Source organism: Gulosibacter chungangensis (genome assembly GCF_008831155.1).
GTDB classification, from domain to species: Bacteria; Actinomycetota; Actinomycetes; order Actinomycetales; family Microbacteriaceae; genus Gulosibacter; species Gulosibacter chungangensis.
This window is the reverse complement of the sequence record NZ_WBKB01000003.1, coordinates 307,761-320,066: the sequence shown is the minus strand read 5'-3', so window position 1 is coordinate 320,066 and position 12,306 is coordinate 307,761. Positions and strand designations below refer to the sequence as shown.

Sequence of the window (12,306 nt, the reverse complement as noted above, 5' to 3'; positions counted from 1 at the left end):
GCCTATCGGTCTCGAGGGGGTTGGGGATCTTGCCCGGCGTCAAGGGCAATGGCCTTGCGCATCGCCTGCCGGGCTCGGGCGGTGTCGCCGGATGCGCGGTACGCCAGGGCGAGTCGGGCCCAGGCTCGATAGTCTTCCGGGGCGGATTCGACCTCGGTTTTCCAACGGTTAAATTCGGCGTCTGCCACCGCTCGAACCGGACGCCCCGAAGGTTGTTTTGGAAGGTTGTCTTCCGGGAGGTCTCCGGCGGCGGCCATTTTCGCGAGCAGGGCATCCCCCCGCATCGCAAAACGCACGTCCTTCCAAATGAAGATCACGCCGATCAACGGGAAGATGATGAGTGCCGTGCCCATGATGATGCCGAGCAGCGTACCGCTCGAGATCATCCCCCACACCATGCCGCCAATCGCGAAGAGGTAAATCACAATTAGCGCAAGCAGGACATAAACCCCTACCCGCGCGCCGGACCAGCGGTTCACGCAGCCGCGCCGATGCCGAGTAGCCCGTCGATACCGACCGTCAACCCCGTGGCCGTGGTCGCTGCCTCGAGCGCGAGCTGGATACCCTGCGTGTACGCCGTGTTGGAAAACGTCTCGTGCCGGATCGTGAGGGTCTCGCCGGTGCCCCCGAAAATCACCTGCTGGTCGGCGACCACCCCGCGCAGTCGAAGTGCGTGCACCGGGATACCTGCCACAACCTCCCCGCGGGAGCGCTGGTCGGCGTTCGGCGGTACCGGTTCGCTGCCGCGTGCGGCCGAGATCGCTTCGGCGGTGCGCACCGCCGTGCCAGAAGGCGAATCAACCTTCTTATCGTGATGTGCCTCGAGAATTTCAATGGAGTCGTAGAACTTGCCGGCGATCGTGGCGAGGTGCGTGCCCAGCACCGAACCCACCGAGAAGTTCGGCACGACAATCACACCGCGTCCCTCGGGGATGCGCTGCTCGAGCCCGGTGAGTCGCTCTTGGCTCCAGCCGCTGGTACCGACTACGGCGTTGATGCCGTGCTCGAGGGCAAAAGCCACGTTCTTTTCCGAGGCCTCAATGCGAGTAACATCGATGAGCACATCGGCGCCGAGCATTTCCTCGGGTGACGAGGTGCTCGTCAGAGCCGCATGAAGCTTGAGGTTTTCGCTATTGGCAATGATCTGTTGAATGAGTGTGCCCATCCGGCCACTGGCACCGGCAACTGCCACAGAAATAGTCATGACTTCTACCGTACCGCGTGGACGTCCTCGCCCTGAACCTCGCGAGTACCGCTCGGTGGCCTCTCGCTAGACGTCCGCGTACCAGTTAATCCCGGTGCGATCCTCGGGTTCGAGGTGCGAGAGGTCGCCAAAGAGTTTGAGTTCATCAGGTCGTTTGGTGCGCAGCCGCAGCACCGTCAACGCGGTGTGCCCGGTACTGAGGGTGAGCCAATTCCATTCCGGCAGGCCCAGGAGTTCGCGCACGAAATAGCCGATCACGAAATTATGGGTCACGAGCAGTGTGTGTTCGTCGTCCCGAGCTCGGGTGAACAGTGCTGTGATCGCGTCGTTCATTTGGGCCTGGCCGGCCTCAATCGCGACCGGGTCGACACCCGAGAAGAAGCTGTCATAGTGCGCGGGGGCTGACTCGCCTGAGGAAGGCACGCAATCGAACAGCAGATTGGATGCTTCGAAGGCGGGTCCCTGCGTGTAGCTGTCGATGATCCCGGCGGTGTCAACCGCGCGCTCGAGTGGCGAGGTCAGCTGGCGGGTAAACGGTACCCGGGCTAGCTTCTTTCCGATTGCATGCGCCTGGGCGCGACCGCGCTCCGAAAGCGGACCCTCATCGATGCCGTGTTCGGCGTTTTCCTGTTCCCCGTGTCGTACCAGGTAGAGGAAGTGGCTCATTAAAGCGCCTCCAGCTCAGTCTTGGCTTCCTCGGTAAGGGGGCCGATGGTCTCCACGGTCATTGCCTTGGTCATGATTTCCTGCGCCAGCGCATGGATGTCCTCGAGTGAGGTGCTGCGCATTCTCTCGATCGAAGCATCGAGGTCGATGTACTCCCCCAGCACAAGTTCCGCTCGCGCGAGGCGATGCATCCGTGCGTTCATCGATTCCAGCGCGAGTGCGCCGGCTCCGGCTCCTGCGCCCTGGGCATCCGCCAATTCCTCGGCTGTGACCCCGGCATCGGCGATCTTGGAGAGCTCCCCGCGAATTACCCGGACCGCTTCGGCCGCCTTGTTGGGGAGGAAGGAGGCAGAGACACCGGTAACCCCGGCATCCGCGTGACTCGCACCAAAGGAGAATACTGAGTAAACCAGGCCCCGCTTCTCGCGAACCTCCTGGAAGAGTCGCGAGGACATTCCGCCGCCGAGAATGTGATGCAGCAGTCCAAAAGTCGTGCGTCGATCATCCCGGGCATCAATGCCCTGTGTGCCGAGAATCAGATGCGTCTGCTCCAGCTCGCGTTCAATGGACTGGATACGAGCACGACGCTCGTACACAGCCGGGGTCGCGCCTCGGCGAGCAACCGGACTTACCGTGGTGTCGAGGTTCCAACCGCCCTTGCGCAGGCCCGACTCGAGACGTCGCAGCGCATCCTCGTGGTCCACCCGACCGGCGATAGAGACGACTAGCTGATCGGGCCGATAATAGCGCTGATAGAAATCCCACACCTCATCCCGTGAGACCGCGAGGATCGATTCGGGCGTGCCCGCAATAGGGCGTCCAAGCGGATGCTCGCCAAAGAAGTTCTCGTAAAACTTCTCCCACAGCACATCAGTCGGGTCATCCTCCGCCATCGCGATCTCTTCGAGAATCACGCCACTCTCGAGCTCGAACTCGGCTGGCTCCAAGAGCGAAGAGGTGATCATGTCGCTGAGCACGTCGATCGCCATGCCGAGGTCCTTATCGCGCACCCGCGCGTGGTAGACAGTCTGCTCCCGCGAAGTGGCGGCGTTGAAATCGCCACCAACTCGCTCGAATTCCAGAGCCACGTCACGCGCCGAACGCGTTGGCGTGCCCTTGAACAGCAGGTGTTCAAGGAAGTGACTGGAGCCGTACTCGCGATCATTCTCGTCACGGGAGCCCAATGGCACAAAGAAACCGATCGCAGCCGAAGCGGCACCGGGAACATCCTCGGTAATGAGACGAACTCCGGATGGCAGGATGGTTCGCCTTAGCGTTGCACCTCCCGCTACTTGTTCGTCAAGGTACGGAAGATCTAATGGCAACTGAATCGGCGTGGTCATAGCGTGCCAAAGCCTACCCCTTCCCACCGACGCCCGCTGATGCACGCACGTGATTCGTGATTTCTAGCGCTGTCGACGTGCCTCCGACGAGCCACTGCAGCTTCTCGCAGGGCCGCTCTGGCATGCTGATGAAGTCCGATCCGGAATTGCATTTGATCAAAGGAGTCCCATGACGCAAGCGCAGTCTTCCCGCCTCCCCAAGAACGACCCCTACGAGCAAGTATTCGACGCACCGCCGCTCGAAGTGCGAGCTGGCTCCTTCAACCACGGTGATGTGCTGCCGCTCACACACGTCGGCGCCTCGCACGGCGGTGAGGCACTGTCACCGCAGCTGAGCTGGGACGCGGTCCCTGGCGCGAAGTCTTACACCGTCACGGCCTATGACCCGGATGCGCCGACCATGTCGGGCTTCTGGCACTGGGTGGTCTACAACCTGCCCGAAGATTGCACCAGCATTGCTGAGGGTGTGGGCACCGGTGACCTCGCAGATCTCCCCGCCGGCACCGCGCTCGGGTACAACGAGGCACTCGGCCGCGAGTTCATCGGTGCTGCTCCCCCGGCCGGTCACGGCCCCCACCGGTACTTCTTCACCGTGCAGGCACTGGATGCGCGCTTAGATCTGCCCGCCGACCTCACCGCCGCCCGCGTGCACTTCATGTTGCGCGAGCACGTGATCGCGCGCGGCCACATTATGGCTACGTTCGAGCAACCGGCGGAATAGCGCACTGGCAAAAAAACGCGACCCGTTCCCGAATATTTCGGGAACGGGTCGCGTTCTTCACGGCTGTGGGGCCTGTGTTAGGCCTTAGCCTTAGGCGTCGTGCGGGACGTCGTCTTCCTCGCTGACTGGCTCGAGCGAGAGCTTGCCGCGGTCATCCACCTTGGTGATGCGCACGAGCAGTTTCTGGCCGACCGAGAGCACGTCTTCGACGTTCTCCACGCGCTTACCGCCGACGAGCTTGCGCACCTCGGAGATGTGCAGCAGACCGTCCTTACCGGGAAGCAGCGAGATGAACGCACCGAAGGACGCGATCTTCACGACCGTAGCGAGGTACTGCTCGCCAACCTCGGGAACCTGCGGGTTCGCGATGGCGTTCACGGCGTCGCGAGCGGCATCCGCGGCGGGACCGTTGGTGGCGCCGATGAAGACCGTACCGTCATCCTCAATCGAGATGTCGGCGCCGGTGTCTTCCTGAATCTGGTTGATGATCTTGCCCTTGGGCCCAATCACCTCACCGATCTTGTCAACCGGGATCTGCACCGAGATGATGCGCGGTGCGGTGTCCGCCATCTCGTCGGGCTCGTCGATGACAGGGTTGATCGCCTGCTCGAGAATCTGGATGCGGGCATCGTGGGCCTGCTGCAGTGCCTGATCCAAGACTGCCGAGGGGATTCCGTCGAGCTTGGTGTCAAGCTGCAGTGCGGTGATGAACTCTCCGGTACCTGCCACCTTGAAGTCCATGTCGCCGAGGGCATCCTCGGCGCCCAGAATGTCAGTCAGTGCACGGTATTGCGTCTCGCCGTCAACTTCAGCTGAAACGAGGCCCATCGCGATACCCGCAACCGGTGCACGCAGCGGCACACCAGCGTTGAGGAGCGACAGCGTGGATGCGCAGACGGAACCCATCGAGGTGGAACCGTTCGAGCCGAGAGCTTCCGAAACCTGACGGATCGCGTACGGGAACTCTTCCCGAGCCGGGAGCACGGTGACGAGCGCCTTCTCGGCCAGGTTGCCGTGACCGATTTCGCGGCGCTTGGGCGAACCCACACGGCCGGTCTCACCGGTCGAGTACGGCGGGAAGTTGTAGTGGTGCATGTAGCGCTTCGCGGTCTGCGGCGAGAGCGAGTCGATCTGCTGTTCCATCTTGAGCATGTTCAGCGTCGTGACACCGAGAATCTGGGTCTCACCACGCTGGAAGATTGCCGAACCGTGAACGCGCGGAATCACGTCGACTTCGGCATCCAGCTGGCGGATGTCGCTGACGCCACGGCCGTCCATACGTACACCCTCGCGGAGGATGCGACCGCGGACGATGTCCTTGGTGACCGACTTGTATGCTGCCGAAACCTGAGCGATCGCGCTCTCCGGAAGCTCGCCCGCCTCTACCTTTGCGGCGACCGCTTCCTTGACCCGAGTCTTGAGTGCGTCGTCAGCATCCTGGCGCGCAATCTTGTCGGCGATCTGGTAAACCTCGCCGAGCTCTGCCTGAGCAAGTTCGGTGACGACCTCGAGCACCTCGTCGGTGTAGGACGGGAAGGTGGGGTATTCCTGAACCTGCTTGTTGACCTGGCCGGCAACATCGAGCTGCGCCTTGATCAGCTGGGTAATGAAGGGCTTGGATGCTTCGAGCCCCTGTGCCACGACGGTCTCGTCAGGCTTGGTGCCGCCGCCCTGGATGAGGTTCCAGGCGTTTTCGGGAGCCTGTGCTTCCACAGTCATCACCGCGATGTCTTCGGTGCCGTCCTTGCGGGTGATCAGGCGACCGGCAACGGTGAGCTCGAAGGTAGCTTCTTCAGCAACCTGGCTGTAGGTGGGGAATGCAACCCACTGACCTTCGATGAGCGCCACGCGTACGGCACCGATCGGGCCCGAGAAGGGCACGCCGGAGATCTGCGAGGACATCGAGGCCGCGTTCACGGCAAGCACGTCATAGGTCTCGTTCGGTGCGATCGACATGACCGTGACGACGATCTGCACCTCGTTGCGGAGGCCGTCGATGAAGGACGGGCGCATCGGGCGGTCGATGAGTCGGCAGGCGAGGATCGCGTCGGTCGACGGACGGCCTTCACGACGGAAGAACGAACCGGGGATCTCACCCTTTGCGTAACTGCGCTCTTCAACGTCCACGGTGAGCGGGAAGAAGTCGAAGTTTTCCTTCGTGTTCTTCGAAACGCTCGTGGCGCTCAGCAGCATCGTCTCACCGTCGAGGTAGGCGGCTGCCGAACCCTGTGCCTGCTGTGCCAGGCGACCGGTTTCGAAACGAATCGTGCGGGTGCCGAAGCGACCGTTGTCAATCACGGTCTCGGCAAATTTGATTTCTGGACCTTCCAAAGGTCATCTCCTTGCGTCGTCCGCACGCGCAAAGCATCGACCTGTGCCATTCTTTGGGAACAGGGCTGACCGTCAGTAGGAGCTCACCGGTGCTGCACAACTGTGAGGCCGGGGTGCCGCCACCGAAGATCAGCAAGAGCCAATCCGCGCGCGGGTGAATACGAACTTATCGATTGTACCAGGGCAAGACTGCACCCCGCCTTAGCGCGCCCAGCGCACCGCCCTGCAGCCCTCCCAACCTCACACCCAAGCGAAAAGTGCACGCCACGAGCGACACACCGGCGACACACCGGGCAGATTCTCGTAGCGTGCACTTTTCCGACACGCTCCCAGCAGCTAACGCGCTGGACGGCCGACGCGCTAGGCGACCGTCTCCAAAACCTCAGCGGCCTGCTTGGCTGCGTCAAGCCCGGCGGTGATGTCCGCAATCAGGTCCTCAGCTGGCTCGATGCCGATCGAGAAGCGCAGCAGCCCGGCGGTGATCCCGGCGGCTGACTGGGCCTCGGGGGTCATGGATGCGTGGGTCATAGTCGCGGGGTGCGCCACGAGCGATTCGGTGCCGCCGAGTGATTCGGCGAGGCTAAAGAGATCCACGGCTTCCACGAAGCGACGCGCGGCGTCCTCGCCGCCGACGAGTTCGAAGGAAAGCATGGCGCCGAAGCTTGACTGCTGCTTCGCGGCAATCTCGTGACCCGGGTGCGTCTTGAGGCCGGGGAAGTACAGGTTCTTGATAGCCGGGTGGTCCTTGATTGCATCCACCACGGCCTCTGCGTTTTCAAGGTGACGCTGCAGGCGTACGTCGAGGGTGCGCAGACCGCGCAGCACCAGGTGGGAGTCTGCGGGGCTCGCGGTCAGGCCGAGCACATTCCCCCACCAGTTAAAGAGGTCTGCGTGTGACTGGGTCTTAGCAATGACAGCGCCCTGGACGACATCCGAGTGACCGTTCAGGTACTTGGTCACGGAGTGCACAATTACATCAACCCCGAGCTCGAAGGGGCGCTGCACAAGTGGCAGGAAGGTGTTGTCCGCCACGACCACAGCCCCGACTTCGTGCCCTACCGCAGAGATCGCGGCGACGTCCGTGATGCGCAACAGCGGGTTCGATGGGGTCTCGAGCCAAACGAGGTTCGGCTTCAGCTCTCGCAGCTGTGCCGCGGCGGACTCGGTGTCGGAGAAGTCCACAGCAACGAAAGTGTAGTGCCCCTTGGCACCGAGCTGTTCGAATACGCGCCAGCTACCGCCGTAACAGTCGTGCGGATACGCGACGACGTCGCCGGGGTTGAGCAGCGCAAGCAGGCTTAGCGTTACGGCGCCCATGCCGGTGGCCACGATCGTGGCACCAGCGCCACCCTCAAGCTCAGCCAGTGCATCCCCGAGGATCGCACGCGTGGGGTTGCCAGAACGCGTGTAGTCGAACTCGCGCGGCACACCGAACTGCGCGAACGTGTAGTTGGACGAGTTGTATAGCGGCGGGACGACAGCGCCCTGAGCCGAATCGGTCTCAATTCCCGCGCGAATAACTCGCGTCAGGCTGGAAAATTCAGTCATGACTCACTACTCCTAGTCATTGGTTGGTCAAGGCACATTGCCGGATGGCTGATGCTTCGACTGTATGACCGCGGGAACTTGGACGGGTCCAAAATGACTCATGCCGTCACAATCCATCGACCAAGAGAGTCATATTTTCACGGTCTAAAGTTGCCCCGTGAAAGCAGAGTTGCCCCGGAAAGCAGAATTGCCGCCAACCCGAAGGTGACGGCAATTCTGTTCGGCCCAAGCGGACCGAGCAAGCGAGTGAACGCTATCGACGCAGGCCGAGACGCTCGATGAGCGAGCGGTAGCGGTTGATGTCGACGTCGGTCAGGTAGCTCAGCAGGCGACGACGCTGACCCACGAGCAGCAGCAGGCCGCGACGCGAGTGGAAGTCGTGCTTGTGGAACTTGAGGTGCTCGGTCAGCTCGTTAATACGAGCGGAGAGCAGCGCAATCTGGACCTCCGGGCTACCGGTGTCGCCCTCGTGAGTTGCGTACTCATCGATAATGGACTTCTTCTTTTCTGCATTCAGCGCCATTGGCGGGGAGCCCCTTTCGTTCGCTGCGCGGCGCTTACGATCTGTTTTCGTAAACTCTCTGAATCCGCGGCCGGTTCACGGCAACCTCCCTAGGGTACCAGGAAAGCCAGCGGGCGGGACTACTTTGCGTCAAGCAGGTCAATCACAAAAATCAGCGTACGGCCGGACAGCGGGTGCCCGCCTGCCTCGCCGTATGCGAGGGCCGGAGGGACCGTCAGCTTGCGGCGACCGCCGGCACGCATCCCTGGGATGCCCATCTGCCAGCCCTTGACCAGCATGCCGAGTGGGAACTCGACCGCTTCGCCACGTGACCACGAGGAGTCGAATTCATCGCCAGATTCATAATCGACGCCGAGGTAGTGCACCTTGACGGTGCCGCCCTTGGTGGCTTCTACACCATCGCCGACCACGATGTCTTCGATCTCGAGCATCGTCGGAGCTGGACCTTCGGGAAATTCGATCTCGGGTTTCTGCAGTTCAGTCATGCGAACAAGCGAACCACACTTTTTTCTTATTTGTCGGCGTGACGCTTCTTTCGGGCCTCCGCGAGCACCTCACGGTGGGTGCGAGTGGACTCCAACAGGCGCTTCTCAGCGGAACGACGGTTGGGGTCCTTCTTGTCGACTGCGGCGTGTTCTCGGGCGAAGGCTAGAGCCGTGGCATCGGCGATGAACCCGCGCATCGCATCCCCGACGTCCTCAGGCTGATGACGTGCCCAACGCAGCGTGGAGCGACGAACCGGCCAGTCGGTAATCATCCGAATTTCGCCCGCAGTGAACCAGCCAGCCTTGCGGTACTCCCCCAGGCGCATCTGGATGACTTGCTGGTCGTGCTCCTGCAGCTTGATTAGAAACCAACCGGCAAGGAGGAAAAGTGGCACCTGCACCACTGCGTAATACACGATCCAGCCGATCGGGTCGGTCGGTTCGAGCCCGAGCAGTGGCAGCACCAACACGCTGCCACCGTTCCAGAGCGCGTGCAGCGCGATCGCAAAGGCGAGCCCACCAATAATTGCAACCACGTAGCGCCAGGGTTCGCTTCGGCGCGCGGCCCAGCCAATCGGCATCCCGATCATCCCGGTAAAGAGCACGTGCGCGAACGGCGAGAGGATGCACCGCACCACAAGCAGCCAGACGAAATCAATCCCAGTGGAGCCAGAAGATGCGAAATAGACGATGTTCTCGGTAAACGCGAACCCGGCACCAATCACTGCACCGTAGATGAAACCGTCGAGCGGTCCGTTGAACTCTCGGCGAGCAATCAAGAGCAGCACGATGAGTCCGGCGCCTTTAATCACTTCCTCGGTGATCGGCCCCTGCACCAGCACCGAGAACGCATCCACCGCGCCGTCATCGACCATGTACTCCCGAGCGACGTCCAGCAGGAAGTTACCGGTAATCAGCGTGCCAAGAATTGAAGCCCCGGCGCCGTAGATAAAACACAGCGTCAGCAGAATCGGCGGCTCGGGTTCCCAACGATCAAGCCATCGCACCACCGCGAGCGAGATCGCCAGCGGAATGAGCGCTGGCACCGCCATGATGATTGCGTTCACCTGCCAGTTCACCAGTAGCCAACCGACGACAATGAGCCCGATGATGAGAACTACCGCCAGCACCGACCACCAAATGAGCGGTGCCCTTGGGAGGCGGATATAGCGGTTGTGCCGGGCACCTGCGTCAACGGGAGTTGAATTCAAAAGCTTCCACTACGAGTCGAATAGTTGAGGACGAACCCCAAGGGTATCGCGACCGCAGTCTTATCGATCATGCAGCACCCCGACAATCGGGGATCTACCGACATTTACCTTGCTTCGGCTGCACGACTTGTGAAATCCGCCGGGTAGATTAGAACCATGAAGCGATTGATGTTTGTCGTCGGTGCGAGTATCGGTTTCGTCTTGGGCGCACGCGCCGGGCGAGAGCGTTACGAGCAGATCAAACGTGCCGCGACCGCCGCGGCTGAATCTGCACCGGCGCAGCGGGCACTCGACCTCGCGCAGCAGGGCACGGATTCGGCTGCCGACCAGCTGGCCAAACTTTCCGGTCGCGTCTCAGAGACCTCCCGCGAATTCGAGTCCAAGGTGGTGCACACCGCCGAGGAACTCCGTGAAGAGCTCCGACGTCGCACCGAGGATGCAAAGTCCAGCCTCGATGAGGCCCGCAGCTCCGCCAAAGAGTGGGTAGACACCACGAAGGAGCGAAGCATCGAATTCCAGGCTCAGAACGTGGTCGCGGTCGGCGATATGCGCGCCGAAGCCTTAGCTGAGCTTGACGATGCGCAGGACGAGATGGTCGATGAGGGTCGCGCCGACGAGCGCAATCTCAAGGAATAACACTCGGGCCAAGCCCCAAGAATGCCGGATGCCCGCAATCGAAATAATTGCGGGCATCCGGCATTTTAGGGAGTAGAACTACGCGAGTCTAGAAAAAGTGCGCGAGTTCGGTCGTGTCCAGCGAGTCGATCTTGCGCTCGCGCTCGGCGATCTCTTCCTCGCTGAGGAACTCACCGGAAGAATCCGGGTGTGGGCCGGCGAGGACTTCGGGGACGAGCATGGCATCAACCTGTTCCCGAGTCAACAGTCCCTCTGCCACCACGAGGTCGCCGACATTCTCGCCGGTCTTCTGTGCGAGCTTGGCCACACGGGATGCGGCCGCGTAGCCGATCAGCGGGTTGAGTGCGGTAACGAGACCAATGTTTGACGCCACCTGTGCGGCGGTCTTCTCCGCGTTGGCGGTGATACCGGTCACGCAGTGCACTCGCAGGGTGCGCATGGCGCGACGCAGCCAGACCGAGTTCTGCATGAGCGTGTGCATCATCACCGGTTCGAAGGCGTTCAGCTGCAGCTGGCCCGCTTCCGAAGCGAAGGAAATCGCGACGTCACCGCCGGCAACCACAAAGGCCACCTGGCTAACTGCCTCGGGAATAACAGGATTGACCTTGCCCGGCATGATGGATGACCCCGCCTGGCGCGCCGGCAGGTTGATTTCGCCGAACCCGGCCTGCGGACCCGAGGAGAGGAGGCGAAGGTCATTGCAGATCTTCGAGAGCTTCATCGCACCACGCTTCATCACCGAGGACAGCGACATGAACACACCAGTGTCGCTGGTTGCCTCAATGAGGTCAGTGGCAGTCTGCAGGTAGTCGTATCCGGTGATCTCGCGCAGGTGCTTGATCACGGACTCCCGATACCCGGGGTGGGTGTTGATCCCGGTACCGATGGCGGTCGCCCCGAGGTTGAGTTCCAAAAGCAGCGGCTGGACATCCCGCAGTCGCTGGATGTCTTCACCAATCGTGACCGAGAACCCGTGGAACTCCTGCCCCAGGGTCATTGGTACCGCATCCTGCATCTGGGTGCGACCGACCTTGAGCACTTCCCGGAACTCGTGTCCCTTCTTGCGGAACGCGTCCTGCAGCAGCTGGTATTCGGCAATGAGGTTGTGCGTGGTGTGCACGAGCCCGAGCTTGAGCGCCGAGGGATACGCATCGTTCGTGGACTGCGAGAGGTTCACGTGGTCATTGGGTGACATGTAGGCGTAGTCACCTCGCGGGCGACCAGCGAGTTCAAGCGCGCGATTTGCGATGACCTCATTGGCGTTCATGTTCGAGGAGGTACCGGCACCACCCTGAATCACGCCAACGATGAACTGATCGTGCAGCTTGCCGTCAATAATGTCCTGACACGCACGATCGATCAGCTCGGCCCGCTCCGCATCCAGCTCGCCCGTTTCCAGGTTCGCACGCGCGGCGGCCTGCTTGACCTGTGCGAGACCGACGAGAAAGTCGGGATACACGTTGATCTGCCGACGCGCGATATCAAAATTTTCGACTGCTCGGGCCGTATTCACACCCCAATAGGCATCCGCAGGGATCTTGATTTCCCCAATTGAGTCTTGCTCGACACGGAACTGCTGATCAGTCATTTGAATTGAACTCACCTTCGTAGATTCGATGGCTACACTGCCGCCATCGA

12 protein-coding genes are annotated in these 12,306 nt (G+C 61.6%); 2 read left to right on the top strand and 10 right to left on the bottom strand.

The window, feature by feature from the left end:
• Nucleotides 1–2 precede the first annotated feature (2 nt).
• The 4 genes from F8O05_RS07020 to F8O05_RS07005 form a co-directional block, all read right to left on the bottom strand.
• Nucleotides 3–479: a tetratricopeptide repeat protein gene (locus F8O05_RS07020; RefSeq protein WP_158052037.1), complete on the bottom strand. Its 477-nt coding sequence runs from the start codon at nt 477–479 to the stop codon at nt 3–5.
• Complete coding sequence (gene dapB, locus F8O05_RS07015) at nt 476–1,204, bottom strand: 4-hydroxy-tetrahydrodipicolinate reductase (RefSeq protein WP_158052036.1); 729 nt, start codon at nt 1,202–1,204, stop codon at nt 476–478. The genes F8O05_RS07020 and dapB overlap by 4 nt, the downstream gene beginning before the upstream one ends.
• Before the next feature lie 66 nt (nt 1,205–1,270).
• Entirely contained in the window at nt 1,271–1,870 is a 600-nt protein-coding gene (locus F8O05_RS07010; RefSeq protein WP_158052035.1) for a histidine phosphatase family protein, read from the bottom strand.
• The gene (locus F8O05_RS07005; RefSeq protein WP_158052034.1) at nt 1,870–3,213 is read right to left on the bottom strand and encodes a M16 family metallopeptidase; all 1,344 of its coding nucleotides are present in this window, start codon (nt 3,211–3,213) and stop codon (nt 1,870–1,872) included. Before F8O05_RS07005 ends, F8O05_RS07010 begins: the two co-directional genes overlap by 1 nt.
• Nucleotides 3,214–3,382: 169 nt before the next feature.
• On the opposite strand from F8O05_RS07005, the gene F8O05_RS07000 reads away from it, so the two are divergent.
• On the top strand, nt 3,383–3,934 hold the full coding sequence (locus F8O05_RS07000; RefSeq protein WP_158052033.1) for a YbhB/YbcL family Raf kinase inhibitor-like protein: 552 nt from the start codon (nt 3,383–3,385) through the stop codon (nt 3,932–3,934).
• A 90-nt stretch (nt 3,935–4,024) separates the two neighbouring features.
• Here the strand turns inward: F8O05_RS07000 and F8O05_RS06995 are convergent, their stop codons facing one another.
• The 5 genes from F8O05_RS06995 to F8O05_RS06975 form a co-directional block, all read right to left on the bottom strand.
• Nucleotides 4,025–6,265, bottom strand: a complete 2,241-nt coding sequence (locus F8O05_RS06995) for a polyribonucleotide nucleotidyltransferase (RefSeq protein ID WP_158052032.1) — start codon at nt 6,263–6,265, stop codon at nt 4,025–4,027.
• Between the two features lie 360 nt (nt 6,266–6,625).
• Nucleotides 6,626–7,813, bottom strand: a complete 1,188-nt coding sequence (metB, locus tag F8O05_RS06990; protein WP_158052031.1) for a cystathionine gamma-synthase — start codon at nt 7,811–7,813, stop codon at nt 6,626–6,628.
• Between the two features lie 253 nt (nt 7,814–8,066).
• Nucleotides 8,067–8,336 carry a 30S ribosomal protein S15 gene (gene rpsO, locus F8O05_RS06985; protein WP_158052030.1) on the bottom strand — a complete coding sequence of 90 codons (270 nt, stop codon included), beginning with the start codon at nt 8,334–8,336 and terminating at the stop codon, nt 8,067–8,069.
• A 119-nt stretch (nt 8,337–8,455) separates the two neighbouring features.
• Nucleotides 8,456–8,821, bottom strand: a complete 366-nt coding sequence (locus tag F8O05_RS06980) for an FKBP-type peptidyl-prolyl cis-trans isomerase (protein WP_158052029.1) — start codon at nt 8,819–8,821, stop codon at nt 8,456–8,458.
• Nucleotides 8,822–8,847: 26 nt separating this feature from the next.
• A complete protein-coding gene (locus tag F8O05_RS06975; RefSeq protein WP_158052028.1) occupies nt 8,848–10,032 on the bottom strand; it encodes a PrsW family intramembrane metalloprotease in 1,185 nt (394 codons plus the stop codon).
• Nucleotides 10,033–10,188: 156 nt separating this feature from the next.
• On the opposite strand from F8O05_RS06975, the gene F8O05_RS06970 reads away from it, so the two are divergent.
• Nucleotides 10,189–10,668 carry a hypothetical protein gene (locus tag F8O05_RS06970; RefSeq protein WP_158052027.1) on the top strand — a complete coding sequence of 160 codons (480 nt, stop codon included), beginning with the start codon at nt 10,189–10,191 and terminating at the stop codon, nt 10,666–10,668.
• A gap of 88 nt (nt 10,669–10,756) precedes the next feature.
• Here the strand turns inward: F8O05_RS06970 and F8O05_RS06965 are convergent, their stop codons facing one another.
• The gene (locus F8O05_RS06965; RefSeq protein ID WP_158052026.1) at nt 10,757–12,256 is read right to left on the bottom strand and encodes an aspartate ammonia-lyase; all 1,500 of its coding nucleotides are present in this window, start codon (nt 12,254–12,256) and stop codon (nt 10,757–10,759) included.
• Between the last annotated feature and the right edge of the window lie 50 nt (nt 12,257–12,306).